This is a genomic window from Herbiconiux sp. VKM Ac-2851 (genome assembly GCF_013205105.1).
Classification (GTDB): domain Bacteria; phylum Actinomycetota; class Actinomycetes; order Actinomycetales; family Microbacteriaceae; genus Herbiconiux; species Herbiconiux flava.
Genome location: NZ_JABMLJ010000001.1, coordinates 1212309 through 1238516, shown reverse-complemented (window position 1 = coordinate 1238516; position 26208 = coordinate 1212309). Strand labels below are relative to the sequence as shown.

Annotated in this window: 25 protein-coding genes, 1 tRNA gene and 1 pseudogene; 22 read left to right on the top strand and 5 right to left on the bottom strand. The window is 70.1% G+C overall.

Annotated elements, in window-relative coordinates:
- Window positions 1–18: 18 nt before the first annotated feature.
- From hisS to HQQ85_RS05795, 12 genes are all read left to right on the top strand, one after another.
- A complete protein-coding gene (gene hisS / locus HQQ85_RS05850) occupies window positions 19–1272 on the top strand; it encodes a histidine--tRNA ligase (RefSeq protein ID WP_173181501.1) in 1254 nt (417 codons plus the stop codon).
- Window positions 1273–1356: 84 nt separating this feature from the next.
- Window positions 1357–1821: a MarR family winged helix-turn-helix transcriptional regulator gene (locus tag HQQ85_RS05845; protein WP_173181500.1), complete on the top strand. Its 465-nt coding sequence runs from the start codon at window positions 1357–1359 to the stop codon at window positions 1819–1821.
- 77 nt (window positions 1822–1898) lie between these two features.
- Window positions 1899–3095, top strand: a complete 1197-nt coding sequence (locus tag HQQ85_RS05840) for an MFS transporter (protein ID WP_371741800.1) — start codon at window positions 1899–1901, stop codon at window positions 3093–3095.
- A 134-nt stretch (window positions 3096–3229) separates the two neighbouring features.
- Window positions 3230–4957, top strand: a complete 1728-nt coding sequence (locus tag HQQ85_RS05835) for an MDR family MFS transporter (RefSeq protein WP_371741777.1) — start codon at window positions 3230–3232, stop codon at window positions 4955–4957.
- A 23-nt stretch (window positions 4958–4980) separates the two neighbouring features.
- Window positions 4981–5442, top strand: coding sequence for a MarR family winged helix-turn-helix transcriptional regulator (locus HQQ85_RS05830; RefSeq protein ID WP_173181499.1), 462 nt, complete (start codon window positions 4981–4983; stop codon window positions 5440–5442).
- Complete coding sequence (locus HQQ85_RS05825) at window positions 5439–6047, top strand: TetR/AcrR family transcriptional regulator (protein WP_173181498.1); 609 nt, start codon at window positions 5439–5441, stop codon at window positions 6045–6047. The genes HQQ85_RS05830 and HQQ85_RS05825 overlap by 4 nt, the downstream gene beginning before the upstream one ends.
- Window positions 6048–6097: 50 nt before the next feature.
- Entirely contained in the window at window positions 6098–7378 is a 1281-nt protein-coding gene (eno, locus tag HQQ85_RS05820) for a phosphopyruvate hydratase (protein ID WP_173181497.1), read from the top strand.
- Between the two features lie 46 nt (window positions 7379–7424).
- Window positions 7425–7940, top strand: a complete 516-nt coding sequence (locus tag HQQ85_RS05815) for a septum formation initiator family protein (protein WP_173181496.1) — start codon at window positions 7425–7427, stop codon at window positions 7938–7940.
- The gene (locus HQQ85_RS05810; protein ID WP_173181495.1) at window positions 7937–8452 is read left to right on the top strand and encodes a DUF501 domain-containing protein; all 516 of its coding nucleotides are present in this window, start codon (window positions 7937–7939) and stop codon (window positions 8450–8452) included. The genes HQQ85_RS05815 and HQQ85_RS05810 overlap by 4 nt, the downstream gene beginning before the upstream one ends.
- Window positions 8452–9705, top strand: coding sequence for a S8 family serine peptidase (locus HQQ85_RS05805; RefSeq protein ID WP_173181494.1), 1254 nt, complete (start codon window positions 8452–8454; stop codon window positions 9703–9705). The genes HQQ85_RS05810 and HQQ85_RS05805 overlap by 1 nt, the downstream gene beginning before the upstream one ends.
- Window positions 9706–9747: 42 nt before the next feature.
- The gene (locus HQQ85_RS05800) at window positions 9748–11322 is read left to right on the top strand and encodes an FAD-dependent oxidoreductase (RefSeq protein WP_173181493.1); all 1575 of its coding nucleotides are present in this window, start codon (window positions 9748–9750) and stop codon (window positions 11320–11322) included.
- Between the two features lie 121 nt (window positions 11323–11443).
- Window positions 11444–11520 (top strand) — tRNA-Leu (locus HQQ85_RS05795).
- 53 nt (window positions 11521–11573) lie between these two features.
- On the opposite strand, the pseudogene HQQ85_RS05790 reads toward HQQ85_RS05795, so the two are convergent.
- The 3 genes and pseudogenes from HQQ85_RS05790 to HQQ85_RS05780 all read right to left on the bottom strand — a co-directional run.
- Window positions 11574–11894: pseudogene (locus HQQ85_RS05790) on the bottom strand (tyrosine-type recombinase/integrase); the annotation flags it as partial.
- 365 nt (window positions 11895–12259) lie between these two features.
- Window positions 12260–12478, bottom strand: a complete 219-nt coding sequence (locus HQQ85_RS05785; RefSeq protein WP_173181492.1) for a hypothetical protein — start codon at window positions 12476–12478, stop codon at window positions 12260–12262.
- Window positions 12479–12661: 183 nt separating this feature from the next.
- Entirely contained in the window at window positions 12662–13204 is a 543-nt protein-coding gene (locus HQQ85_RS05780; RefSeq protein ID WP_173181491.1) for a hypothetical protein, read from the bottom strand.
- A gap of 42 nt (window positions 13205–13246) precedes the next feature.
- On the opposite strand from HQQ85_RS05780, the gene HQQ85_RS05775 reads away from it, so the two are divergent.
- The 3 genes from HQQ85_RS05775 (at window position 13247) to HQQ85_RS05770 (ending at window position 14855) form a co-directional block, all read left to right on the top strand.
- Complete coding sequence (locus HQQ85_RS05775; RefSeq protein ID WP_173181490.1) at window positions 13247–13564, top strand: hypothetical protein; 318 nt, start codon at window positions 13247–13249, stop codon at window positions 13562–13564.
- 611 nt (window positions 13565–14175) lie between these two features.
- The gene (locus HQQ85_RS21300) at window positions 14176–14298 is read left to right on the top strand and encodes a hypothetical protein (RefSeq protein ID WP_256430633.1); all 123 of its coding nucleotides are present in this window, start codon (window positions 14176–14178) and stop codon (window positions 14296–14298) included.
- 392 nt (window positions 14299–14690) lie between these two features.
- On the top strand, window positions 14691–14855 hold the full coding sequence (locus HQQ85_RS05770; RefSeq protein WP_173181489.1) for a hypothetical protein: 165 nt from the start codon (window positions 14691–14693) through the stop codon (window positions 14853–14855).
- A gap of 25 nt (window positions 14856–14880) precedes the next feature.
- Here HQQ85_RS05770 and HQQ85_RS05765 read toward each other — a convergent pair whose 3' ends face one another.
- Complete coding sequence (locus tag HQQ85_RS05765) at window positions 14881–15363, bottom strand: hypothetical protein (protein ID WP_173181488.1); 483 nt, start codon at window positions 15361–15363, stop codon at window positions 14881–14883.
- A 92-nt stretch (window positions 15364–15455) separates the two neighbouring features.
- Between HQQ85_RS05765 and HQQ85_RS21585 the strand changes: the two genes are divergently transcribed.
- Window positions 15456–15626, top strand: a complete 171-nt coding sequence (locus HQQ85_RS21585; protein WP_173181745.1) for a DUF3263 domain-containing protein — start codon at window positions 15456–15458, stop codon at window positions 15624–15626.
- Between the two features lie 154 nt (window positions 15627–15780).
- Here HQQ85_RS21585 and HQQ85_RS05755 read toward each other — a convergent pair whose 3' ends face one another.
- Window positions 15781–16236, bottom strand: a complete 456-nt coding sequence (locus tag HQQ85_RS05755; protein ID WP_173181487.1) for a MarR family winged helix-turn-helix transcriptional regulator — start codon at window positions 16234–16236, stop codon at window positions 15781–15783.
- Window positions 16237–16332: 96 nt separating this feature from the next.
- Here HQQ85_RS05755 and HQQ85_RS05750 point away from each other — a divergent pair, with 96 nt between their 5' ends.
- The 6 genes from HQQ85_RS05750 (at window position 16333) to fgd (ending at window position 26179) form a co-directional block, all read left to right on the top strand.
- Window positions 16333–17100, top strand: coding sequence for an SDR family oxidoreductase (locus HQQ85_RS05750; RefSeq protein WP_173181486.1), 768 nt, complete (start codon window positions 16333–16335; stop codon window positions 17098–17100).
- On the top strand, window positions 17085–17348 hold the full coding sequence (locus HQQ85_RS05745) for a hypothetical protein (protein WP_173181485.1): 264 nt from the start codon (window positions 17085–17087) through the stop codon (window positions 17346–17348). Before HQQ85_RS05750 ends, HQQ85_RS05745 begins: the two co-directional genes overlap by 16 nt.
- Window positions 17349–17556: 208 nt before the next feature.
- The gene (locus HQQ85_RS05740; RefSeq protein ID WP_173181484.1) at window positions 17557–22020 is read left to right on the top strand and encodes an LPXTG cell wall anchor domain-containing protein; all 4464 of its coding nucleotides are present in this window, start codon (window positions 17557–17559) and stop codon (window positions 22018–22020) included.
- Window positions 22021–22100: 80 nt separating this feature from the next.
- Window positions 22101–23648 (top strand): SpaH/EbpB family LPXTG-anchored major pilin, encoded by a 1548-nt coding sequence (locus tag HQQ85_RS05735; RefSeq protein ID WP_173181483.1) that lies wholly within the window; start codon window positions 22101–22103, stop codon window positions 23646–23648.
- Between the two features lie 9 nt (window positions 23649–23657).
- Window positions 23658–25094 carry a class C sortase gene (locus HQQ85_RS05730; RefSeq protein ID WP_216851424.1) on the top strand — a complete coding sequence of 479 codons (1437 nt, stop codon included), beginning with the start codon at window positions 23658–23660 and terminating at the stop codon, window positions 25092–25094.
- A 71-nt stretch (window positions 25095–25165) separates the two neighbouring features.
- On the top strand, window positions 25166–26179 hold the full coding sequence (fgd, locus tag HQQ85_RS05725) for a glucose-6-phosphate dehydrogenase (coenzyme-F420) (RefSeq protein ID WP_173181482.1): 1014 nt from the start codon (window positions 25166–25168) through the stop codon (window positions 26177–26179).
- Window positions 26180–26208: the final 29 nt, after the last annotated feature.

The window sequence follows — 26208 nt, the reverse complement described above, 5'->3', positions numbered from 1 at the left end:
GTTCAATAGAATCGGAGGATGGCTTCTCCGGTGACCCCGCCGCGCGGCATGCGCGACTTCCTGCCCGCCGACAAGGCGAAGCGCGAGCGCGTGCTCGGCGTCATCCGCCAGACCTACCGGGCGCACGGCTTCGACGAGATCGAGACGCCCGTGATGGAGGACTTCGGCCGCCTGCACGCCGGCCTCGGCGGCGACAACGAGAAGCTCGCCTTCAACGTCATGCGCCGCGGCCTCGACGCCGAGGCGCTGCGGGCCGCTGCCGACAGCGACGACCCGGATGCCCTCGCCGACCTCGGCCTCCGCTTCGACCTCACCGTGCCGCTCGCCCGCTTCTACGCCAGCCACCGCGCGAGCCTTCCGCAGGTCTTCCGAGCCGTGCAGATCGCCCCCGTCTGGCGCGCCGAGCGCCCGCAGAAGGGCCGCTACCGCCAGTTCGTGCAGTGCGACATCGACATCATCGGCGAGGCGGGCATCCTCGCCGAGATCGAGCTGCTCACGGCCACCCTCGCCACGCTCGACGCGCTCGGGCTCGAGGGCTGCCGCATCCGCATCAACGACCGCCGCATCCTGCTCGGGCTCCTCGAGCACTTCGGCTTCGAGGCGTCGCAGAACGACTCCGTGCTGATCACCATCGACAAGCTCGACAAGGTCGGCCCCGAGGGCGTCGTCGCCGAGCTGCGCGAGAAGGGCTCCCGCCCCGAGGCCGTCGCGGCGATCGAGCGCTTCCTCGCGGTGTCACCGCCCGTGCTGCCCGAGGGGGTGGCTCCGGATGCTGTGGCCGACCTCGCCCGCATCGAGTCCGCCCTGGCCGCGGCCGGGGTCGACGGCGCCCTCGTCTTCGACCCGTTCCTCGTGCGGGGCATGGGCTACTACACCGGCACGATCTTCGAGATCGAGCACCCCGACTTCAGCTTCTCGCTCGGCGGCGGAGGCCGCTACGACGGCATGATCGGCCGCTTCCTCACCGAGTCGGTGCCGGCCTGCGGCTTCTCGATCGGCTTCGAGCGCATCATCGACCTCGTCGCCGACCCGGCCGCGGGCGCCGGCGACGCGGTCGCACTGGTTCACGACAAGAACGCCGAGCCCGAGCGGCTGCTCGCCCTGAAGCGTCAGCTCGTCTCCCAGGGCAAGCGGGTGCGCCTCGAGCGCCGCACGAAGAACCTCGGCCCGCTGCTCGAGCGCCTCGCCGAGGCGGGCTTCGACTCCTTCGCGCAGGTCGGCCGCGAGACGACCGACGCGGCCGAGTTGGAGTTCAAGCCGCTCGATGGCTAGGCTCACCCGTCGGGTCGCGCGATCTCCACACCCATCTCCCGCGGAGTGACAAGCGCATAGCCGGGCTATGTATAATCGTTAACCGTGACTAACGAAAATCCCACTCCCGAACTCCAGACGCTGCTCTCCGACCTCGTCTCGGTCACGCACCGCCTCACCCGCATCGCCGCCCAGGCCACCGGCGAACAGACCTCACCCGCCACCTGGCGCACGCTGAGCGTTCTCAGCAGCTTCGGCCCCATGCGCCTCGGCGAGCTCGCCAAGCAGAGCCGCGTCAGCCAGCCGACGATGACGAAGATCGTCGCGAACCTCAACGAGGTGGAGTGGATCCGCCGCATCGCCGACGTCGACGACGCCCGCGCGTGGCAGATCGCCCTCGCCCCGAAGGGCATCCGCGCCCTCGCCGACTGGCGCGAGAAGCTCGGCGCCGCCCTCGCCCCCCTCTTCGACGACCTCGACCGCGAGGAGATCGAGGTCATCTCGCGAGCGGTCGACCTGCTGCACGAGTGCACCGACGTGCGCGCCGCCGACGTCGTGAAAGCCGCGTGATCGCGACGGCCACCGACACGGCGACGACCGCCACCACCACGACGCACCCCGCCAAGAAGTCCGCCCCGAAGAACTCGATCCTTCAGCAGCCCAAGGCCGTCTGGGCAGTGGCCTTCGCCTGCGTCATCGCCTTCATGGGCATCGGCCTGGTCGACCCGATCCTCCCGGCGATCGCCGAGAGCCTCGACGCCACCCAGACCCAGACCTCGCTGCTGTTCACCAGCTACCTGCTCATCACGGGTGTGGCCATGCTCTTCACGAGCTGGCTCTCGACCCGCATCGGCGCCCGCAAGACGCTGCTGATCGGCCTCGCGCTGATCGTCGCGTTCGCCCTGGCGGCCGGCCTCTCGCAGAACGTGGAGTCGGTCATCGGCTTCCGCGCCGGCTGGGGGCTCGGCAACGCGCTCTTCATCTCGACCGCCCTCGCCACCATCGTGGGCGCGGCGAGCGGGGGAGCGAGCTCGGCGATCATCCTCTACGAGGCCGCCCTCGGTCTCGGCATCGCGATCGGCCCCCTGCTCGGCGGGCTGCTCGGCTCGATCAGCTGGCGGGGGCCGTTCTTCGGCACCAGCGTGCTGATGGCCATCGGCTTCATCGCCATCGCGACGCTGATGAAGAAGGAGCCGGTCAAGCCGACCCCGACCCCGTTGTCGGCCCCGTTCAAGGCGCTCGCCAAGCCGGCGCTGTCGATCCTCGCTATCGCGGCCCTGTTCTACAACATCGGCTTCTTCATCCTGCTGGCCTACACGCCGTTCCCGCTCGGGCTCGACGAGATGGGTCTCGGCCTCACCTTCTTCGGCTGGGGGATCGCGGTCGCGATCACCTCGGTCTGGGTGGCGCCGTGGCTGACCCGGCGCATCCCGCGCAGCCGCGTGCTCTGGACGGTGCTGCTCCTGCTCGGCGTCGACCTCGTGCTCGCGGGCGTCTTCGTCGACAGCGTGCCCGGACTGATCACCTGCGTGGTCGCGGGCGGTGCCCTGCTCGGCGTGATGAACACTGTGCTCACCGAGTCGGTGATGGCCGCGACCGACCTGCCGCGCCCCGTGGCCTCCTCGGCCTACTCGGCCGTGCGCTTCATCGGCGGAGCGGTCGCCCCGCCCGCCGCCTCCCTGATCGCCGGTCTGTTCACCGCAGCGACCCCGTTCTACGTCGCCGCGGGCTCCGTGGTGATCGCCTCGATCATCGTCATCGCCGGTCACCGCGCCATCGCGCACATCGACCACGAGGAGGAGGACGAGTTCGTCGAGGCGGAGGCCATCACTGCGGGGGAGTAGCCGCGCATCCTGAATCGGATGCGAAGCAAACGGTGCACAGCATAAAAGTTTGCACTTTCTGCAGTAATTAGTTGATCTGGGTCAACAACGGGTATATCGTTGATCCAGATCAACTTTTTGCGTACAGGAGAACCGTGTCCTCACAGACCATCGAAGCCCCGGCGCCCGCGGAGGGCGCCAAGACCCGCCGGCAGGTGCTCGTGCCCTTGTCGGGCCTCTTGCTCGGCATGTTCGTCGCGATGCTCGCCAGCACCGTCGTCTCGAGCTCGCTGCCCAAGATCATCTCCGACCTCGGCGGCACGCAGTCCGGCTACACCTGGGTCGTCACCGCGACCCTGCTCGCCACCACCGTCTCGACGCCCATCTGGGGCAAGCTCGCCGACCTCACCAACCGCAAGCGCCTCATCCAGCTCTCGCTGATCATCTTCGTCGTCGGCTCCGGTCTCGCCGGTCTCGCGCAGTCCACCGAGATGCTCATCTTCTTCCGGGTGCTCCAGGGCCTCGGCGCCGGCGGTCTGACCGCCCTCGTGCAGGTCGCGATGGCCGACATCATCCCGCCCCGTGAGCGCGGCCGCTACATGGGCCTGCTCGGCGCCGTGATGGCCGTCGCCACCGTCGGCGGCCCCCTGCTCGGCGGTGTCATCACCGACTCGGCCGGCTGGCGCTGGAACTTCTACATCGCCGTGCCCTTCGCCGTCGCCGCGCTGATCGTGCTGCAGCGCACGCTGCACATCCCCACCCAGAAGCGCAAGGTGACCATCGACTACCTCGGTGCGGCCCTCATCGCGGCCGGCGTCTCGCTGCTGCTGATCTGGGTGACCCTCGCGGGCAACGACTTCGAGTGGGGCTCCGTGCAGTCGATCGCCATGGTCGTCGGCGCCGTGCTGCTGCTGGCCGCCGCGGTCGTCACCGAGCTCAAGGTGAAGGAGCCCATCATCCCGATGACGCTCTTCAAGAACCGCACCTTCTGGCTCGCGGTCATCGCGAGCATCTCGGTAGGCGTCGCCATGTTCGGCACGAGCATCTTCCTCAGCCAGTACATGCAGCTGGCCCGCGGCAAGACCCCGACCGAGTCCGGCCTCCTCACCATCCCGATGATCGCGGGCGTGCTCGTGTCGAGCATCGTCATCGGCCAGGTGATCAGCCGCACCGGCATCTGGAAGCGCTACATGGTGATCGGCTCGGTGCTGCTCACCATCGGCCTCGCGCTGATGGGCACCATCCGCTACGACACGAGCTTCTGGCTGGTGTTCCTCTACATGTTCATCATGGGCTCGGGTGTCGGCATGGTCATGCAGAACCTGGTGCTGATCGTGCAGAACGCGGTCGACCCGCGGCAGATCGGTGTGGCCAGCGCCTCCGTCGCCTTCTTCCGCTCGCTCGGCGGCACGATCGGCGTCGCCGTGATGGGCGCCGTGCTCGGCAACCGCATCACCTCGCTGATCGCCGACGGGCTGCTGAAGCTCGGTGTCGACCCCTCGCAGACGGGCGGCCTCGAGAGCGGCGGCATCCCCGACCTGACGACCCTGCCCGGCCCGATCCGCACCCTCGTGGAGTCGGCCTACGGCGAGGCGGTGGCGGACATCTTCCTGCTGGCCGTGCCGCTCGCGCTGCTGTCGATCATCGCGATCGCGCTGCTGCCGAACCGTGCCCTGGGCACGAAGACCTCGCAGGAGCAGATCGCCGACCTCGAGCAGACCGTCGTGAACGTCTCGGCCGCCGAGATCGCAGGCGAGAGCACCGAGAACGGTGAGCGCCGCGACGGCACGGGCCGGCCCGACGCCGCCGACCGCGACGACGATGGTCAGGATGCGCGGCCGCACGCCCCGCGTCACGCCGAGGAGGCGCCCGAACGCCGGTGATCTCCCACGCTAGCCTGGGGGTCGTGACCGACGACCCCCAGGCCGACCCCCGCGGCGAGGCCGTCTCCGCCATCGAGAGCGAGATGTCCCGCCTCGTGCGCACCCTCCGCCGGGCGGTGCTGCAGAACGCCGAGCGGTTCTCCCCGGAGCTCCAGCCCTCGGGCTACTCGGTGCTGCAGTACATCGTGAAGCATCACCCCACGGCACCCGGGGCGATCATCCAGGCCACCCGCATGGACAAGAGCGCCCTCAGCCGCCAGCTCCGCAGCCTCAAGGAGCTCGGCTTCGTCTCGAGCGTGCCCGACCCGGGCGACGGGCGCGCCCAGCTCTACGCCCCCACCGACCTCACCCTGGCCCGCCTCGACGAGATGCGCGCGGAGACGAAGGAGCTCTACGCCGACGCCCTCGACGGCTGGCCCACCCCCGACGTGCAGGAGTTCGTGCGCCTGCTCGGCGAGTTCAACGACAGAACGGAGCGACGATGACGACGCTGAAGTCCGACCACGAGCTGCCCCTCCGGGAGCGCAAGAAGGTGGAGACGCGCGCCGCGATCCACGACGCGGCCCTGCGCCTGGTCTCCGAGAACGGCGCGGGCCACGCCTCGGTCGACGCGATCTGCTCCGAGGCGGGCGTGTCGAGCCGCACCTTCTTCAACTACTTCCCCTCCAAGGTCTCGGCGATCGTCGGCCTGTCCGCGTTCACGGTGACGGATGCGCAGCGGCAGCGGTTCCTGGAGCGCGACGGTGAGCGCTGGCTCGTCCTCGACCTCTGCACCCTCGTCGGCTCGGTGATGGACGCCACCGCACGCGACGGCGTCGACCGGGAGGCGATCCGCGAGCTGCTCGGCCGTCGCCCGGAGCTCGCGCCCGACGTCATCCGCTTCGCCGCCGAGCTGCGGCACGAGATCGTCGCCCTGGCCGAGCAGCGCACGACGCCCGCGCGCGCCCGGCTCGCCGTCACCCTCGTGATGTCGGCCGTCGACTCGGCGCTGCACCGCCCGCTGGACGCGGCCTACGACGAGGAGTTCTCCGCCTGGCTGTTCGACGCCGTGATGACCATGCAGGCCATCGCGCGCGAATCGTTAGACTAGCCATCGCCTGATACAGCAGGCCTTTGCCTGAAACAGAGGAGAAACCACCCGTGGCACTCATCGAAGCCGTTGGCGCTCGCGAAATCCTGGATTCCCGAGGGAACCCGACCGTCGAGGTCGAGGTGCTCCTCGACGACGGGATCGTCTCGCGCGCCGCCGTCCCCTCCGGAGCCTCCACCGGCGCCTTCGAGGCCTACGAGCTCCGCGACGGAGACAAGGGCCGCTACCTCGGCAAGGGCGTGCAGAAGGCCGTCGACGCCGTGATTGACGAGATCGGCCCGGCGATCGAGGGCTTCGACGCCACCGACCAGCGCCTCGTCGACGCCGCGATGATCTCGCTCGACGGCACCGACAACAAGAAGCGCCTCGGCGCCAACTCGATCCTCGGCGTCTCGCTCGCCGTGGCCCGCGCGGCGGCCGACTCCTCCGACCTGCCCCTGTTCCGCTACATCGGCGGCCCGAACGCGCACACGCTGCCCGTGCCGCTGATGAACATCGTCAACGGCGGCGCGCACGCCGACACCGGCGTCGACATCCAGGAGTTCATGGCGGTGCCGCTCGGCGCCGAGAGCTTCTCCGAGGCCCTGCGCTGGGGCGTCGAGACCTACCACTCGCTGAAGTCGCTGCTGAAGTCGAAGGGCCTCTCGACCGGCCTCGGCGACGAGGGCGGCTTCGCCCCCGAGCTGCCGAACAACCGCGAGGCGCTCGACTTCATCCTCGAGGCCATCACCCAGGCCGGCTTCACCCCCGGCAAAGACATCGGGCTCGCGCTCGACGTCGCCGCGTCGGAGTTCTACGACAACGGCTCGTACACCTTCGAGGGCCAGCAGCGCTCGAACGTCGAGATGTCGGCCTACTTCGCCGACCTCGTCGCGAACTACCCGCTGGTCTCCATCGAAGACCCGCTGAACGAGGACGACTGGGAGGGCTGGGCCCACCTCACCTCCGAGATCGGCTCGAAGGTGCAGCTCGTCGGCGACGACCTGTTCGTCACCAACCCCACCCGTCTGGCCGAAGGCATCGCCAAGGGCACCGGCAACTCGATCCTGGTGAAGGTCAACCAGATCGGCACGCTCACCGAGACGCTCGACGCGGTCTCGCTCGCGCAGCGCTCCGGCATGACCGCGATCCTCTCGCACCGCTCCGGTGAGACCGAGGACACCACGATCGCCGACCTCGCCGTCGCCACCGACGCGGGCCAGATCAAGACCGGTGCGCCTGCCCGCAGCGAGCGCGTCGCGAAGTACAATCAGCTCCTGAGGATCGAAGAGGAGCTCGCCGAGGCGGCCGTCTACGCCGGCCGCGGCGCGTTCCCCCGCTTCTCCGCCTAAGAGCCGGAGCAGCCCGAGCACCACCCGAGCATCACCCGAGGGATTCATGCGGCAGCGCACATCAGCATCACGTCCGGCACGGATGCCGGTGGCGCTGCCGCAGCCCTCGGGGGCGGGTGCCGCCGGGGCCGGCTGGCTCCGGAGCATCCGCTTCTCCGGCTTCACGGTGCTGATGTTCGTCGTCATCGTGATGTTCGTGATCATCATCGCGCCCGGCCTCCGGGTCTACATCGAGCAGCGCCAGCAGCTCGCCGCCCTGCACGCGGCGGTCGAAGCCCGCGACGCCGAGAACGACGCGCTCACCTCCGAGATCGCCCGCTGGAGCGACCCGGCCTACATCAAGGCCGAGGCCCGCGACCGGCTCTACTACGTGATGCCCGGCGAGACGAGCTTCCTCGTCGTCGACGACGTACCCGCCCCGGCCGAGCCCGGCTCCGACGTGAGCGACACCATCAGCACCACCCAGGTCGACTGGCTCTCCTCGATCTTCGCCTCGGGCGTCACCGCCGGCTTGTCCACCTCCACGCCCCAAGAACTCCAGCAGAACGGAGTGCTGCCGTGAGCACGCCTCCCTTCGAGCCGGCCTCCGAGCACGACCTCGCGGTCGCGGGCGCCCAGCTCGGCCGCCCCGTGCGGAACGTGCTCGGCGTCGCCGCCCGCTGCGTCTGCGGCAACCCGACCGTGCTCGCCACCGCCCCGCGCCTGGCCGACGGCTCGCCGTTCCCGACCCTCTACTACCTGTCGCACCCCGCCGCGACGGCCGCGATGAGCGACCTCGAGGCCGAGCACGTGATGGTCGAGTTCCAGGATGCTCTCGCCGACCCCGAGCTGAACGCCGCCTACCTCGCCGCCCACGAGGCCTACCTCGCCGACCGCGCCGTCTACGGCGAGGTGCCCGAGATCGCCGGCATCTCGGCCGGCGGAATGCCCGTGCGGGTGAAGTGCCTGCACGCCCTCGCCGCCCACGCCCTAGCGGCCGGCCCCGGGGTCAACCCGGTGGGCGACCTCGCGCTCGAGCGCGGTGACTGGTCGCCGCTCGTCTGCGAGTGCGTCGACTACGAACTCGGAGAGTGATGCGCGCCCGGCGGAGGAGCTGGGTGCTGCTCGTCGTCGGCGCCCTCGCGGCCGCCCCGCTGGCGGCGACGGCTCCGGCCGCCCCGGCCCGGGCCGACTCGATCCGCGACGCCGAGTACTGGCTGAGCGACTACGGCTATCGCGCCGCCTGGGACGTCACGGAGGGTGAGGGCGCGACCGTCGCCGTCATCGACACCGGCGTCGACGGCAGCGTGCCCGAACTCCAGGACGCGGTCGTCGACGGCACCGACGTCTCGGGCATCGGCTCGCCCGACGGCCAGAAGCCCGTGGGCACGAGCCCCGAGCACGGCACCATGGTGGCGTCGCTGATCGCCGGGCGCGGCACGGGCTCCGGCGACGGCGTGCTCGGCGTCGCCCCGAAGGCGTCTCTGCTGTCCATCTCGGTGGCGCTCGGCGAGGGCTCGGTCGACTCCGACGAACAGATCGCCGAGGCGGTGCGCTGGGCCGTCGACCACGGGGCCGACGTCATCAACATGTCGCTCACCCGCAACAGCCTCGACTGGCCCGAGAGCTGGGACGAGGCCTTCTCCTACGCCTTCGACAACGACGTGGTCGTGGTCGCGGCCGCCGGCAACCGGGGGAGCGGCACCACCGAGGTCGGCGCCCCCGCCACCATCCCCGGTGTCGTCGCGGTGGCCGGCGTCGACAAGCAGGGCGAGGCGAGCTTCGACGCGTCCTCCCAGGGCATCACGATCGCGGTCGCCGCGCCCAGCGAGCAGTTGGTCGGGGTCATTCCCGGCGGCACCCACGTGATCTGGGACGGGACGAGCGCGGCCGCCCCGCTGGTGAGCGGACTGGCCGCGCTGGTGAAGTCCGCGCATCCGGAGCTCTCGGCCGACGACGTGATCAACCGCATCGTCGCCACGGCCGTGCCCAAGGGCGAGCCGGTGCCCGGGCCGATCTACGGGTACGGGCTGGTCGACGCCGAGGCGGCGGTCAGTGCATCCGTCGCCCCTGTCGCCGCCAACCCGGTGGGTGACCTCGACGCCTGGATCGCCACCTACCGGCCCTCGTCGGCCAAGACCTCCCTCGACACCCTCACCATTCCCGCCCCCGACGGCCGCGACACCGAGGGCGGCAGCCCGGGAGCGGGCGCGATCGAGCCCGCGGGCGGGGTGTACACTCTGAGCCACTGGGCGGTGCCGCTGGGGCTCCTGCTCGGGTTCCTCATGCTGATGGCGGCTTTCGCGCTGGGGGCCGTCTCGCATTTCAGAGGCGTGCTCCGCAAGTAGTAACCTGTTCGCAGGCCCCTGTACTGAGGAGATCGTTTCACTGTGCCCAAGATCCTGATTGTCGGCGGCGGCTACGCCGGTTTCTACACCGCTTGGAAGCTGGAGAAGTGGCTTCGTGCCGGTGAGGCAGACGTCACCGTCGTCGACCCGCTGCCGTACATGACGTACCAGCCCTTCCTCCCCGAGGTGGCCGCCGGCTCGATCGAGCCCCGTCACGCCGTGGTCGGCATCCGTCGTCACCTGAAGAAGACCCGCATCATCGCGGGCAAGGTGACGGGCATCAGCCACGCCTCGAAGACCGCCACGATCGCCTCGAACGCGGGCGACACGTGGGAGGAGGAGTACGACCAGATCGTCGTCACCGCCGGTTCCGTGTCGCGCACCTTCCCGATCCCCGGTGTGGCCGACGAGGCCATCGGCCTCAAGACCATCGAGGAGGCGACCGCGATCCGCGACCGCATCCTCGTCAACTTCGACAAGGCCGCGCAGATGGCCCCCGGCCCCGAGCGCGACCGCCTGCTCACCGTCGTCGTCGTCGGCGGCGGTTTCGCGGGCATCGAGGTGTTCGCCGAGCTGCGCTCCTTCGTCAGCGCGCTCATCTCGAGCTACCCCGAGATCTCGTTCGACGACACGCACTTCCACCTGATCGAGGCCATGGGCCGGATCATGCCCGAGGTGAGCCTCAAGACGAGCCTCTGGGTGATCGACAACCTCGCCAAGCGCGGGGCCCAGATCCACCTCGACACCCAGCTCAAGTCCGCCGTCGGCGGCGTCGTCGAGCTGTCGACCGGCGAGAGCTTCGAGAGCGACCTGATCATCTGGACCGCGGGCGTCATGGCCTCGCCGATGCTGAAGGGCACCGACCTCCCGATCGAGGAGCGCGGCCGTCTCCGCGTGCGCGCCGACCTGCGGGTCGAGGGCGACGACGGCATCGTCGAGGGTGCCTGGGGTGCCGGCGACGTGTCGGCCGTTCCCGACCTCACCGGTGGCGGCGTCGGCGGCTTCTGCGTGCCGAACGCCCAGCACGCGGTGCGCCAGGGCAAGCTCCTCGCGAAGAACATCGTCGCGTCGCTGCGCGGTGAGGGCGTGAAGGACTACTTCCACAAGAACATGGGCGCGGTCGCCGGCCTCGGCCTCGGCGTCGGCGTGTTCCAGTCGGGCAAGCTTGCGATCAAGGGCCTCCCGGCCTGGTTCGCGCACCGCGGCTACCACGGCCTGGCCATGCCGTCGTGGGAGCGCAAGCTGCGTGTCATCTGGGGCTGGGTGAACAACTTCTTCCTCGGCCGCGACAACGTCTCGCTCGAGGCGCGGGTGCACCCGCGGGCCGTGTTCGAGGAGTTCGCGTCGCGTCCGCGTCCGGCGGCCCCTGCCGCTGCGCCGGTGCCGCCGACGGCTGCGCCTGCTGCTGCCGCTGCGCCTGCTGATGCCGGTGCCGCTGCGCCGGCCTCGGGGGAGAAGCCGGCCAACGCCGAGCTGCCCGGCTCCTACTCGTCCGAGCCCGCGGCGACCGCCGAGGTCAACGGCGTGGCCGCCACCGACTCCTCGCCCGAGGCGCCCAAGGCGAAGGCCACCAAGCCCCGCACGAAGGCCGCCGCGAAGGCCCCGGCCGGCGAGTAGCCGCCCCGGGCCCTCGGGCCTCCCACGACGCGCGCCGCGCATCCGCTGCCCCTCACCGGCTCCGGATGCGCGGCGCACTCGTTCCCGCCTCCACCGGCTGCGCCGGTACCCTGAGGCATCCGCCCCCATAGCCCAATCGGCAGAGGCAGACGACTTAAAATCGTTTCAGTGAGGGTTCGAGTCCCTCTGGGGGTACCACTCCCTAGACCCCTCCGTTCCGCGTAATTGCGGGGCAGGAGGGGTCTTCGTCGTTAACCGGTGATCGCCTCTGCCCACGTCTTGCCCACACTTGCCTGGCGCGCGCTCTCCTGCAGGCGGTTGGCGACTGCATCGAGGTCGTCGTCGAATAGGTCGGCGTAGGTGTCGAGGGTCATCGCGGCGGAGGCGTGACCCAGCATCTTTTGCACGGCTTTCACGTTGGCGCCTGAGCTGATTGCCAACGACGCTGCTGTGTGCCGGTCGTGCGGGGTGAGCATGGGGAACTCCGGATCACGGGCCTGACAGCGGCGCACCGCTGCGACGAACCACCCGTTGGTGCTGTCTGGCGGGTTGATGTGCGTGGCGCCGTCGCCTCGCTGAAGCGGCTATTGCCCACCTCACGCGCGGTGGGGAGTCTACGAATCGAGGTCAGGCCCTCGAGGCCGTCCCTGACGAGTGCGTGCCGCGGTGATGGCGAGCGAAACGACTCCGCCTACACAGAGGATCACCACGCCCCACATGAGCGGATACCGGTACCAAGCTAAAAGGGCAGAGCTCACACCGGTGACCACGAAGATCACCACGAACATTGCGTTACCCAGGGCGCTCAACACAGGTTGAGCGTTGGCGCTCAGCCACAACTCGCTTCTCTTCTCCGGCCGTCGCGTGCGCCTCCATGCGGCGACGGGCAATGCGATCGACAACACGGTTCCGACAACGATGACCGCTGTCTCAGCGATCATCGGCGTTTTTCACCCGCGGCCTCCAGCCGCAGCTCCCGAGCGCGCAAGGCGAAGCCGAAACTCATATACCCAAACCACAGCGCGAACACGATGGTCCACAACGCCAGATTGAAAACCAAGCCCAACACGCCCACCGCGCTGAGCAGACCACACACGATGGACATCAGCACGGCGGTCCACCGGTACGGCGCCATGATCTCGAACGTCCGCTTCACGATCGACTGACCTGCTGCGCTTCACACTTTGACCCCATGAACGCGACAGTACTCCGGCACCGGGCTGGCGAATGAGATGCCGCTCGGCACACCGAAGATGCGTCGGAATTCGGAAAGCCGCGAGCGCCCGCTGCACCCCGGGCTGATGCCCGCACTTCCACCGCCCGAGGAGGCGGCGCCGTTCTAGGGGATCAGCAGAGGGTGAGGCCCCTTCGAAGTCTCGGAAGGTCGCACCCAACGGCCCGACGCCTTCCGCGGCCACCGCTGCCACAAGTACGGCTTCCAGTACTCGTAAGCGCGGCCCTCGCCGAGGTTGATGCGTGACGCACCCGCCTGCGAGTTCTTGCTGCGGGGGTCGACCCAAGCGACCCCGATCCATACGTCGGAGAGCTTCTCGTGGTCGAGGCGTATGCGCAGCTCAACAGGGTCGTCATCCGACTGCAGGACAGGCGGGATCTCGGGGAGCCCGATTGAAGGTGTTCCCCACACCCGGAACTCAGTTTCGTACATCACCTTCGGGCCCATCGGGCGAGCGGTCACGAGGATGTTCACCTTGCCGTTCACAACCTCGGCAAAACCGCCTGTCGTGAACGCCACAGCCCTCGGCGGTTCGCCTCGCTGCCGCAGCATGAAGTCGATCACCGCGACGACGACGGCGATCAGCGCCAGGACGGCGGCTATGCCCCCGACCCCTGCCCAGCCGGGCCACTCAAGCCACTCCCACATGCGACACCCCTTCGCGCACACCATACCGATCAGGAGCCAATCATGAGCGCACCCAGCACCGGCCGCATCGTCCTCTACACGCTGGCCGAGGCCGACGCCGACGCCATCAACCGACGCCGCGACGATCACCGCAACGGCCCTCGTGTGAGCGGCACCCAGGAGATCGTCGTGCAGGGCGACGGCGCGCAGGTGCACGTCGGTAACCCGGCCCGCGCCGACCAGGTCCTACCCCTCCTAGTGGTCCGGGTGAACCCCGGCGGCCACGTCAACGGGCAGGTGTTCCTCGACGGGAACGACACCCTCTGGTTCACCTCCGCGGCCGAGGGCTACGGTCGCGGCCAGTGGTCCTGGCCGCCCTGAGTCTGACCGCATGAGCGAAAAGACTAAGGCAGACCTCGAGGAAGCGATCGCCGCCCACATCAGTGACGAGTTCGAGAGATCACCATGCTTATTGGCTGGATCCTGCAGGCCTGCGGCCAGACCGCGAGCGACACCCGGTGGTCGAACATCTGGATGGAAGCTGACCGCAGAGCGCATCGCGCGGAGGTGCTGACATGGATCTCGGCCGCCGCCGCCGTAGTGGCCTCCACGGTTGCGCTCATTGCCCTAATCATTCGATAGTTCGACCTGGAGGGGCGGGCCCATGAGGGTCTGCGCTGAGCCTGGATGCCCGACTCTCGTGCCCTCAGGGCGCTGCATACCGCACCGGCGCGCGAAGGCGCGAGCACGAGGCACACGCCAGCAGTGCGGCTACGGCGCCGGCCACGACCGTGAGCGCGCAAGGTGGGCGCCAAGAGTGGCGCGCGGCACGGTGAAGTGCTGGCGCTGCGGCAAGACCATCGCATGCGGACAGCAGTGGGACCTCGGCCACGACGACCACGACCGCAGCCGGTACCGCGGACCCGAGCACGTGGCATGCAACCGAAGCGCTGGCGGTAGAGCCGCGCACGACAGAGACGTAGAGTGAAGCCTTGACCGACGGAACCTTCAGAGTCGACGACATCCTCGAGTTCCATGGCCCGTCCGTCACAGTCACGGGCCCGCTCACCATCGTCGGCATGCTCGAGGTCACAGCCTCCGACGAGCCGCGCTGAAGACGAAGCCGCTGCAGTAGAGACCAGCCACCGCCTGCTCGCCACCGTGGGTGTTTAGACGCCTCAGTACGCAACGCCCTGAGCGCCCCCTACAGCCCCTGACCGGTAGCGGACGCGAACGAGTGACCGAACACCGCTGCTCACGGCTCCACACAGCCCACTCAGCCGCTCCGACCGGCCCCCGACTGCCCCTCCCGACGCCCATCAGGGGGGTGGGGGATCACCCCCTCAGGACCCCCTCCCACCGGACCGACGCAATGATTGAGCGTGCCGACGCGCTCTACCGCGCCGCCGGCGCCGTACCCCCGAGTCTGTAGCGGTGGGCTGACGGCGTCGACGTCACTGACCACCCGGAGCTGTGGACCGACCGCAGCCGTCTGCCGCACCGAGGCATGAACCCCATCGTGTGGGGGCGCATACGCCGCGACACTGACGGGCTCACCGTTGACTACGCCGTGAACGGGGCCGGCCACCCGAACGCCGACGAAGCTGCGCGCTCGGTCGTCCCCACGGGCTGGACGCTGGTCGGCGTCCGGGTGCAGCGCCGACTGTACTGAGGGTCTGGCGCCGGTTGCGACCTGGTTATAGCAGCTGCAGGCTGCCGGAGGCCGAAGAATAACCTGGAGCAGACATTGTCAGAATCCCCACCGGGGGTGGCGTCTGCCCAGGGTCATTCTTACCAAGGATGAGCAGGAGAGGTCCTGCCGTATCTCCGGCCGGCACCGATGCGTTGTAGACGAAGGTGTACGACTCGCCCGTGGGATCCCACGGGCCGTAGTCCCACGCGTAGTCTCCGCTGAAGCCGCTAAACCAGAAGCCTGTCAGCGGAAGGTAAGCCGTTAGTGATCCGGCAGGAATGGCGGTAGCGGCGTCGTTTGTCGCCCGGATCACGAAGCTGGTGCGGTTCTCGTAGGGGGACGGCGGGGAGACCTCGAGCGACAAACGCGATGGTGGGACGCTCGCGGCCATCGCGGGCACTGCTGAGGCAGCGACTATGACCGGCGTTGCCCAGACGGCTCCGATCACGGTTCGTCGGTTGATCGCGCGGGGCTCGTGCTCGGTCATGAAGGCAGGCTAGCGACAAAGGGTTGTCCCTATGCGGACATGTCCGGTTCAGGGCGTAGGTGGCGGCGGGTGACTGGCGTTAGGAGTCCGCGATCCAGCGCCACCTGAAGATCACCGGCATCCGCTACCACCAGCACCTCGGCCGCCTGATCCGCGACCCGGAAGCGCTCGAGCTGTTCCCTCAGCTGGTCTACCGGCTCCGCAGCATCGCAGCCGAGCGCAGGGCCGAGACCGACGCCCGCTTACTCAACACCGACAGCTGACTCTGCCCACGTTTTGCCCACGTTTCGACGGACGTAGTCGGGTTCGCTTGGGAACGGAGGGGGTAGCAGAGGCTCGTAGATCCGCCGAAGTGCCGCGAGGACGCGGCAGGAATTAGAGTTCGAGTCCCTCTGGGGGTACTGCTGCGGAGCCGCTTCAGGCGGTGGGCGTGGGGTGCGCGCCGAGGAGCTTCGCCAGCAGCCGGCTCAGCTCCTTCGTCTCCGCTCCGGTGAGGGCGGCGGTGAGGTCGGATTGGATGGCGTCCGTTGCCGCCTGCAGCTCGTCGAGGTGGCGGCGGCCCGACGGGGTGATCGCGACGGTGTTCCGGCGGCGGTCGGCGGGGTCGGTGGAGCGGACGATGTGGCCGGCGTCGTCGAGACGGGTCGCGATGCCGTTGACGGTGTTGCGATCGAGGCCGAGGTGGCGCCCGAGGTCGGCCTGGCTGAGGGCCCCGTACTCCTCCAGGGCGGCGAGGACGGCGAAGTCGGATCGTCCGGTCACGGGCATCCGCGACCCGGTCAGCCGGGCGCCCACGACATTGGCCTTGTTGATCTGCCAGCTCACCAGCGCGCGCAGGCGGGCCGGAGGTCGCGTCTCGTCGTCATCCTTCATGGCCTCAAGCATAGTCGTTGTTGTCACCAACGAAACCGTGTTAGGTTGACTCAAACAACGTTGGTGGCACCAACAAATAACGACTGGAGAGCCGACATGAGCGACATCGCAACTATTCCTGACCTTGATGGGCACCGCGTCCTGGTTCCGGGCGGAACCGGAGCCGTGGGGGAGGGCGTCGTGCGCACCTTCCTGGCCGCCGGCGCGGAGGTGATCGTGCCGACCCGATCGCAGGCCCGCGCCGACGAGTTCCGCGCCCTGCTGGGCGCCGACGCGACCGAGCACCTGCACCTGGTCGTGCACGACTACAGCACCTTCGCGGGTGCCGCTGAGCTCGTCGAGCAGACGGTGCGGTACCGCGGGGGCCTCGACTCCGTCGTCGCGCCGATCGGCGGCTGGTGGCAGGGGCGCACCCTCGCCGAGGTCACCCCCGACGACTGGGAGGCCGCCTTCACCGACCTGACCACCACACACATGGCGGTGCTCCGCGCCGCGCTGCCGCGGCTCAGCGGTGCCGGTGCCTACACGATCGTCGTCGGGGACTCCGCAACCTGGCCCGTGCCCGGAAGCGGTCTCGTCAGCATGGAGCAGGCCGCGCTGCTCATGATGCAGCGCGTCGCCGCCGCCGAGAACCCGGACGGGCCGCGGGTCTTCTCGCTCGTGCTGGGTCCGGTGACCACGCGGCACGCGGCCGGTGCGGTGGATGCTCAGGACGTGGGTGCCGTGGCCGCCGCGATCTCGGCGAGCACCGCCCCGAGCGGTTCGATCGGCCTGCACGGAGCCGACGAGGTGCGAGCCGCTCTCGCTCTGCTCGGTGCCGGGAACGGCGGAGGGGCTAGCGTGGGGGCATGGGGCGGTCGGTGATCCAGCAGCGCATCTCGATCGATCGGCAGCGGGTGGTGGGCATCGTGCTGCTGTGCCTGGGGGTGCTGGGCACGGGGCTCGGGGTGTGGTCGTCGATCGCGGGTGGCCCGGGGGTGCCGATCAGCGCCGTGGTGTCCGCGGCGTGGGTGGTCGCCGGGGTCGTGGCCCTCACGCGATCGCGGCGCCGTCGGATCGCGCTGGAGCAAGAGCACGGTGCGGGAGCGGGTGTGCAGAAGCCCGTGCGATGACTGGCTGAGGGGATCAGTAGTAAGTCAGTAGTGGGGCACTTCGACTTGTGTTGGTTTGGGGCATCCGGTCTCTTAGGGTGAGTGCTGTCGGCAAATCTTTGGGGGAGCCGGCGACGGGGATCTGGGTTCCGCCGTCGTCGACGTTCGATGCGTTTCTCTCTGCTGTGGGCTGCCGGCGCTCGCATTCGTTCCAGCACTGAGAGACCTGATGATCCACCGCACGAGGTTCCGCGCCATCACCGGCGTGGTCGCGATCTCGCTCGTCGGCGGTCTCCTCACCTTCGGCGCCGTCCCGGTCGCCGGCGCCTCCGTGCTCCCCGAGGAGGCCGCCGGGTCCACCGCGACTCCCACGCCGGCACCCGAGGCCACGGCTGAGCCCGAGCCGACGCCCGCACCTGAGGACACGGCAGCGCCGGCACCCGAGGACACGGCAGCCCCGGCGCCAGAAGAGACGGTGGCGCCGGCGCCCGAGACCGAGCCCGCCGCGCCGCCCGCCGACGGGTCCGACCCCACGCTCGACCAGCCCGACGCGGTGCTGCCCGGCGGCGGCGAGGTCCCCGACGCCTCGCCCGAGGCCGCCCCGCCGACCCCGGCCGACACCGCCGCGCCCGCGGAGACGGTCGAACCGTCGGCCAACGACCCGCCCGATCAGCTGCTGAGGGCTGCCGCCGACGTGTCGATCTTCGCCGCGGGCATCCCGGAGACGCCCACCCAGGCGTGGATCGAGACCTTCGAACAGGGCGTCGGAACGACGCCGATCCGCGTCGACCAGTACGCGACGAGCCGGTACACGGGATCCGCGTTCTGGCTGAACGTGAACAACTGCAACGGTGTCGTCGTCAACTACGGCGCGACCTTCCCCGCCACACCGTTCTGCACCCTCGGTGACGCCACGGCGTCGCGGTTCAAGGTCGCCCGCATGGCCGACGTGCTCGGCCAGGTGCAGGCCGGCGTCACCGCCGGCGCGGTGAACCCCGGTGGAGCCACCGACACCACGCCGGTGAACGGCTCCACGGCGGCCACCCGCACCAACCACGCCGTGACGGCCATGACGAGTGCCGCCCAGGGCACGCAGGCCGCGAACCAGGTCGTGCTCGAGTCGATCGGAGCGGTCGGCGCCGCGCCCGTCCCGACGACCGACCGCTACTACTCGATGTCGGTCGACGTCTCGGAGGACTCCTGCGCCCTCCGCCCGGGTGGCCAGAACAACAACTCGCGGCTCGACCTGGCGCTGATCACCGGCACCACGACCCGGCCGCTCACGACCGCCCCCATCGTGGCCTGCAACGTCGTCAACGGCCGCTACACCTCCAACGTCTTCGCCGGCGACAACCAGACCGACCCCTGGGGCACCGGCAGCCCGTCGACGCGGGCCGGCCGCTTCTTCACCGACACGTCCGTGCTGCTGACGCCCGCTCAGGCCGCCGCCGCCCGCGTGCGCCTGTCGAACCAGGAGTCCGACGTCGCCGGCAACGACTTCTCCTTCGACAACCTGCGGCTGCTCGACTCGACGCCGAGCCTCGACAAGGCGTTCAGCCCCGCGGTCGTTCCGGCCGGAATCGCGTCGACCCTGACCTTCACGGTGACGAACACCACCGAGCTGGCGGCGAAGCCCGACTGGAGCTTCACTGACGCGCTCCCCACCGGCCTCGTCGTCGCACCGAGCAGCTCGGGCTCGCCGGCCGTCGGAGGCACCTGCACGAGCACGACGGGTGCGGCCTACTCCGTCACCGCCGCCGAGGGCTCCTCCACGATCGCCGTCACGGGCGGCGACCTCGCGGCGGGCTCCGGCTCCTGCACCGTCACCGTCGCCGTGCTGTCGAACAGCGGCGGCACCTACACCAACGGCCCCGCCAACGTCACCTCGATCCTGAACGCGCCCGACGCGACGACGCTCACCGTCGAGCCGCCGACGACCGTCACCATCCGCAAGAACGTGGTCAGCCGGGCACAGGCCGCCGACCAGTTCCGGCTCGCCCTGGTCTCCGGTGCGACCGAGGTCGCGAGCGCCACGACGAGCGGCTCGGCCCTCGGCCTGCAGACGCAGCAGGTGGGCCCGGTGAACGTCACGCGCGGGGCCACCTACACCGTCGGCGAGACCGTCGTGACATCCGCCCAGCTGCGCACCTACACGACGAGCTACGAGTGCGCGCGGGGCACCACCGTGATCGCCCGCGGCACCTCGGTCTCGGGTTCCCTGACCATCCCCGACGAGGCCGGGGTCAGCATCGTCTGCACGTTCACGAACACGGCCCAGGCGGCGGCGAGCCTGTACTGCGACGGCAGCTACCTCTACAGCGTGCGCTCCGATGGGGCGCTGACCCAGACCAACGCCCTCAGCTCGTCCACCGCGCTGAACGCGACGGTCATCGCCGCCGGGCCGGCCGGCACGGTCAACGCGAACTCCCTGGCCATCGACGTCGAGGGCCAGACGGCCTACGCGATCACGAGGAGCACCTCGACCAACACGAACACGGCCACGGGCGTCATCACGTACTCGGTCTCGGCGTCGGGCACCCTCACGGCGACCCGCACCGCCTTCGCCACCGGGCAGACCCTCAGCACCGCGGCCTCGATCACGATGGGGGCCTTCGACCCCGTCGGCCGCGACTTCGTCGTCGGCACCACGAGCGTGGTGAACAACGTCGGCCGGATCAACCTCTGGCGCTTCGACGGTGCCGCCGCGAATCCGATCTTCACCCTGCTCGGCTACGTGAACACCGGGGCGAACTCGGCCGGCAACGGCGACATGGCCTTCGACGCCAAGGGCAACCTGCACATCCTCCGCAGCGAGGGCACGCAGGTGCAGTTCTTCAGCGTGGCCGGGCCGACGCTCGCCGCCACGGCCGGTGGAGGAGAGATCCCGGCCACGGCGACGACGCAGCGCACGGTGGCGGGCATCGGCGCGGGCCCGCTGAACGGCCTCGCGTTCTCGCCGCGCGGCACCGCGTACGTCGGCACCGGCACCAACGCCTACCAGTTCGACCCGGTGACCTGGACCGCGGTGGCGAACACCCCCACCATCGTTCTCGGAACCGACGCGGTGCCGAGCACCGACCTCGCCACCTGCGCCTCGCCCTCGACGTTCTCGCTGAGCAAGACGGTGCTCAGCCGGGTGACGGGGCAGGCGCACAACTTCCGCGTCGCCGTCGCGACCGCGGGCTCCGAGGTCGCGGCGGCCACGACCGGGACGACCGGCACCACGGCGAGCCTCGGTCCGATCACCGCGCCCGTGAACACGGTGATGACCATCTCCGAGCTGCTGCAGACGAGCACGACGACCACAGCGGCCGTGCCTGTGACGTACACGGTCATCTACGAGTGCTGGGCCGACGGCATCCGCATCTCCTCGGCGCGGATGGACGCCACCCGAACGGCGACGGTGACCATCCCGAACCAGGTCAGCGTGGGCGTCGCCTGCACGATCTACAACACGGCCCAACCGGTCGCCGAGATCACGGTCAGGAAGAGCACGGTCGACGGCCTCGGCGCGAACCCCCGGCCGGCGGCGGGCTGGACCGTGGGCACCTCGGTCGCCTCCGCCGGCAGCGGCACCGTCGTGCTGCCCGTCGACCCCTCCAGCACGGGCGCGGCGGCCGGCCGCTCGGAGGTGACCACGGACGCGAACGGCCTCGCCTCGTTCTTCGTGCTCTACGGCTCGGCCACCGGCACCGCGAACGTCTCGGTGCTCGAGCGGCAGCAGACCGGCTACCGGCTCGACGGCCTCGCCTGCACGGTGACCCGCGGCACGGCGACGACCTCGTTCACCGACGCGAACTCGGCGACGGATGCCGGCGGCTACGCGGTGCGTGCGATCACCGGCACGGTCGCCCCCGGCAACACCGTCGACTGCACCTTCACCAACCGTCCGGTGGCGACGCTCACCCTCGTCAAGAGGGTCTCGTTCGGGTCAGCCCTCCCGTCGGCCTGGCAGCTCGAGGCCGCGCGCAGCGTGCCGACCGCCCTCGCCGGGCCCAAGGGCGCGGGCGGCAGCGGCACGATCAACGCGGTGCCGGTCTCGGCCGACACCCCCTACCGGCTCTCCGAGACCGGCGGGCCCGCCACCTACGTGCAGGTCGGGGCCTGGTCGTGCGTGACCGCCTCGGGCGCCACCGTGCCCGTCACCGCGGCCGGCGACATCACGCTCTCGCGGGCGGCGGCCGTGACCTGCACGGTGACGAACGCCACCGCATCCCTGACCCTGCTGAAGAACGTGCAGAACCCGTCGACCGGCTTCGTGCCCTCGACCTGGAACCTGACCGCGACGCCGTCGACCCTCGCCGGGCTCGCCGCGCAGACGGTAGCGGGCGCCGACTTCCAGGCCGCCGGCAACGCCGCCAGCACCTTCGACGTTCGCCCCGGCCACTCGTACACGCTGACCGAGGCCCTGGCCAAGTCGGGCACCCGACTCGCCTACCGCCAGGTGCGGCTCGAACAGCGCCAGGCGAACGGCAGCTGGACCCCGGTGACCTCAGCGACGATCACCGCGCCGACGGCCGGCCAGGCCGCCGTCTACCGGTTCGTCAACGCCCCCGTCGCCCCCACGACCCTGCCCCTCACGGGCGGACAGAGCACCGACGCGTACCTGATCTCCGGGTTCGCCGTGCTCGCCCTCGCACTCGCCCTCGCCGTCTGGCACGGGCGTCGCCGGAGACGAAGGAGCACCGCCTGAGACGCCGCCCCCTCGTGACCGGAAGCCATCCCCACACCCCATCTGCACCACCTGACCTCTTCATCGAACGGAGAAATCTCATGTCCAGAACCGCACTCAGGCGGGTCACCGCCGCGATCGGGGCGGTCGCGCTGGCCGCCGGCGCGGCGATCGTCGCCGTGGCCCCGGCGCAGGCCGTCATCCTGCCCGGAAACATCGACTCGACCCAGCAGCGCACGCTGACCGTGCACAAGTTCGCGCTCGGCCCGAACAACGGGGCTATCGCCGGCACCGGTCAGGAGCTCCCCTCCTCGACCAACCTCGGCACCCCGCTGCCCGGCGCGGTCTTCACGGCGACCCAGGTCGCCGGCGTCGACCTCACCACACCGGAGGGCTGGGCGCTCGCGACCGGCCTGACCCCGCAGACGGCATCGACCCGACTGGCAACCACCTCGTTCACCTCGACCCCGTCGGCGGCGAACGGCACGGCCAACTTCACGGTCGACCCGGCCCTCTACCCGACCGGGATGCCCATCGGCCTGTACTACGTGCAGGAGACGGTGCTCCCCGCCGACGCGACCAACCCGACCGCCCCGTTCCTCGTGTCGCTGCCGCTGCCCACCGGCCCCGTCGGTGCTCCGGCGAACCAGTGGATCTACGACGTGCACGTGTACCCGAAGAACGCGGTGACCGAGCTCACGAAGACCCGCGTCCCGGCGCCGGCGAACTCGGCCGAGGCACGGAACCCCGACCTCATCCGGTGGGCGATCGCGTCGAGCATCCCCACCCTGGCCGCGGGTGACGCGATCTCGAACTTCTCGCTCGTCGACGAGGTGCCGACCGACCTCCAGTTCGTCGCCACCCCGCCGACCGGCGTCTCGCCGACCACGGTCACGGTGACCAGCGCCGCCGGCATCGCGCAGAACTTCGTCAGCGGCACCGACTACAACGTGGTCACGACCACCAGCACGTCGACGCTCACGTTCACGCCCGGTGGTCTGACCCGCCTCACCGCCCTGCAGGGCGGCGTGGTGTCGTTCAACGTGCTCACCCGGGCCGTCACCATCCCCGCGAACGGCCTGATCGTCAACAGCGCGACCGGCAACATCAACGGCGCCAGCGAGACCGTGACGGGCACCACCCCGATCGGCCAGCTGACGGTGTTCGCCTACGAGAGCAACAACGGCAGCCCCCGCGTCGCCCTCGGCGGTGCGGTCTACCAGGTCTACCTGAACCAGAACGACGCCAACCTGCAGCAGAACCCGATCTCGATCGGCGGCATCACCAACTGGACGACGGGCCCCAACGGCCTGGTCGAGATCCCGATCGTGACGCCCGGCAACTACTACGTGCGCGAGATCACGCCGCCGACCGGATTCAACCTGCCGCAGTCCAACCCGGTGCAGACCGTCGTGGTCGCCGGCCCGACGTCGACCACTGCTCCGGTGCAGAACTACGTCGAGTTCAACCACACCCAGGTGTCGGTGGCGAACTTCCTGCTGCCGCTCACCGGTGGTGACGCCGGACTGTGGTTCGGTGTCGGGGGAGGGGCGCTCGTCGTCCTGGCCCTGGGCGCCGCCATCGTCGTGGCCCGCCGCCGCTCGTCCGCCGTGGCGGCCGAGCCGGTCGTGACCCACACGGTTGCGTAGGCTGAAGTAATGACAGCGAAGGTGGGGCTCCCGTCGGGGGCTCCACCTTCGCCGGTTCCGGGCCCGGTCCCCGCAGCACCGTCCCGCCGGGCGCTCCGCCTGGCCCGGCGTTGGCGTCTCCCCACCGTGCCGCTCGCCATCGCGATCGTCTGCGTCATCGGGGCCGGGCTCCTGCTGTTCCCCACGATCGTCTCCTGGTTCAGCCAGTACGAGCAGTCCCAGCGCATCACCGAGCTGACCGACGACGTCGCCGACCTGAGCGCCGAGACGCTGGCCGAACGCCTGCGTGAGGCCCGCCGCTACAACTCCGAGCTGGTCGACGGCGGTGCCAGCATCGCGGCGAACGAGCGCCTGCCGCTGGCCGAGCAGCCCGAGCAGGAGGGCGACTACGCCGCCGTGCTCCGCGCCGACGCGAACGGGCTGATGGCCCGTCTCAAGATCCCCGCCATCGACGTCGACCTGCCGATTTATCACGGCACGAGCGCCGACGTGCTCGATCACGGCGTCGGCCACCTCGAGGGCACCGCCGTTCCCGTCGGCGGAGTGACCACCCACTCGGTGCTCACCGCGCACCGCGGCCTCGCGACCTCCGAGCTCTTCACCCATCTGGATCGGGTGCAGCTCGACGACACCTTCACCATCGAGGTCTTCGGCGAGGTGCTCACCTACCGCGTCGTCGACACCCGGGTGGTGGAGCCGACCGAGACCCAGAGCCTCCTGCCCGTCGACGGGCGCGACCTGATCACCCTCGTCACCTGCACGCCGCTCGGGGTGAACAGCCACCGCATCCTCGTCACCGGTGAGCGGGTCATCCCGACGCCCCAGGTCGACGTCGACGGGGCGGGCGAGCGGCCCGAGATCCCCACCTTCCCGTGGTGGGTGCTCATCGCGGCGGGCGTGCTGACCGCCGCCGCCCTCTATGTCTGGTGGTCGGGCCGCCCCGCCCGTCCGGCCCGCCCGGCCCGGGCGTGGGCTGGGGCGATGGCGACCTCCCCCGCGCCGAAGGGTGTACCGTCGGAGGGGTCGGCAGTGGCGCAGACGAGAGTGCTGGCGAGCAAAGATGCCCGGTCAGGCCGGGGGATGAGGGTGGCGACGCAGATGGTGAAGGTGGGGCTGTTCGACGCCGACGCCGACGCTCTCGCCGCCAAGGTCGAGCGGCTGGAGCGGGTCGAGGGCGTCGAGGTGACGGTCGCCGCGAGCTCGCTCGGGCAGCTGCTGACCTCGCCGAGCTTCCCTCCCGACGTCGTCGTGGTCGAGCAGCGGCCCGGCGAACGGCTGAGCGTCAACTACAAGATCCGGGTGTGCCGGCTGGCGGATGCGCGGGTGATCGTCGTCTCCGACCCCGACGGTGAGCGTGACGACGGCGGCCGGTTCGAACCCGATGTCGGGGCGATGATGACGCCCGTGGTCAGCTTCGAGGAAGCGCTGTCGCGCATCCGTCACTGACCGCCTGCGCTTTAGACTGGCGATCGGGCCTCGATGCCGTCGCGGCCCCGCACTCGAGCGAGGAGCACCGCATGACCATCCCCTTCCGCTTCGGCTACAAGGCCTCGGCCGAGCAGTTCGGTCCCGCCGAGCTGCTGGAGTACGGGGTGCTCGCCGAGCAGGCCGGCTTCGACTCGATCTTCGTCTCCGACCACTTCCAGCCGTGGAACCACGAGGGCGGGCACGCTCCGGCCGCGATGCCGTGGCTGGGGGCGCTGGGGGCGCGCACCGAGAAGATCATCATGGGCACGAGCGTGCTGACGCCGTCGTTCCGCTACCACCCGGGTGTCGTCGCGCAGGCGTTCGGCACGCTCGGGGCGCTCTTCCCGGGGCGTGTGATCCTCGGGGTCGGCAGCGGTGAGGCCCTGAACGAGGTCGTGCTCGGGCTGCCCTGGCCCGAGATGAAGGAGCGCTTCGCCCGCCTCAAGGAGGCCATCACGATCATCGAGACCCTCTGGGCCGAAGACCGGGTGACGTACGAGGGGCAGTTCTTCCGCACGCAGGACGCGACGATCTACGACAAGCCCGCGGCCCCGGTACCCATCTACATCGGCGCCTCGGGCCCGGCCGCGACCCGCCTCGCCGGGCGCATGGCGAGCGGCTTCATCACCACCTCGGGCAAGAAGCGCGAGCTCTACAGCGAGACGCTGCTGCCGGCGCTCGAGGAGGGCATCGAGAAGGGCGGCCGCACGGCCGACGACGTCGACACGCTGATGGAGATGAAGGTCTCGTTCGACCACGACCGCGAGCGCGCCCTGCAGGACACCCGCTACTGGGCGCCCCTCGCCCTGACGCCCGAGGAGAAGATGGGCGTCGAGGACCCGATCGAGATGCAGCGCCTCGCCGACGCCCTGCCGATCGAGCGCGCGGCCTCCCGCTGGATCGTCTCGACCGACCCCGACGAGCACGTCGCCCGCATCAACGAGTACATCGCGCTCGGCTTCAAGCACCTCGTCATCCACGGCCCGGGTGCCGACCAGCGCCGCTTCATCGAGCTCTACGGCGCCGAGATCCTCCCGCGCCTCCGCGAGCAGCACGGCGCCTGACCGGCCCTTCCGCTTTCAGGATGCGCGCT

Excerpts from the sequence above, each read along its gene's own strand:
- HQQ85_RS05765 (WP_173181488.1), bottom strand. The coding sequence starts at position 15,363 with ATGACCGAGCACGAGCCCCGCGCGATCAACCGACGAACCGTGATCGGA.
- HQQ85_RS05750 (WP_173181486.1), top strand. The coding sequence starts at position 16,333 with ATGAGCGACATCGCAACTATTCCTGACCTTGATGGGCACCGCGTCCTG.
- HQQ85_RS05735 (WP_173181483.1), top strand. The coding sequence starts at position 22,101 with ATGTCCAGAACCGCACTCAGGCGGGTCACCGCCGCGATCGGGGCGGTC.
- HQQ85_RS05755 (WP_173181487.1), bottom strand. The coding sequence starts at position 16,236 with ATGAAGGATGACGACGAGACGCGACCTCCGGCCCGCCTGCGCGCGCTG.
- HQQ85_RS05775 (WP_173181490.1), top strand. The coding sequence starts at position 13,247 with ATGAGCGCACCCAGCACCGGCCGCATCGTCCTCTACACGCTGGCCGAG.
- HQQ85_RS05780 (WP_173181491.1), bottom strand. The coding sequence starts at position 13,204 with ATGTGGGAGTGGCTTGAGTGGCCCGGCTGGGCAGGGGTCGGGGGCATA.
- fgd (WP_173181482.1), top strand. The coding sequence starts at position 25,166 with ATGACCATCCCCTTCCGCTTCGGCTACAAGGCCTCGGCCGAGCAGTTC.
- HQQ85_RS05745 (WP_173181485.1), top strand. The coding sequence starts at position 17,085 with ATGGGGCGGTCGGTGATCCAGCAGCGCATCTCGATCGATCGGCAGCGG.
- hisS (WP_173181501.1), top strand. The coding sequence starts at position 19 with ATGGCTTCTCCGGTGACCCCGCCGCGCGGCATGCGCGACTTCCTGCCC.
- HQQ85_RS05825 (WP_173181498.1), top strand. The coding sequence starts at position 5,439 with ATGACGACGCTGAAGTCCGACCACGAGCTGCCCCTCCGGGAGCGCAAG.
- HQQ85_RS05815 (WP_173181496.1), top strand. The coding sequence starts at position 7,425 with ATGCGGCAGCGCACATCAGCATCACGTCCGGCACGGATGCCGGTGGCG.
- HQQ85_RS05805 (WP_173181494.1), top strand. The coding sequence starts at position 8,452 with ATGCGCGCCCGGCGGAGGAGCTGGGTGCTGCTCGTCGTCGGCGCCCTC.
- HQQ85_RS05730 (WP_216851424.1), top strand. The coding sequence starts at position 23,658 with ATGACAGCGAAGGTGGGGCTCCCGTCGGGGGCTCCACCTTCGCCGGTT.
- HQQ85_RS05770 (WP_173181489.1), top strand. The coding sequence starts at position 14,691 with ATGAACCCCATCGTGTGGGGGCGCATACGCCGCGACACTGACGGGCTC.
- HQQ85_RS05740 (WP_173181484.1), top strand. The coding sequence starts at position 17,557 with ATGATCCACCGCACGAGGTTCCGCGCCATCACCGGCGTGGTCGCGATC.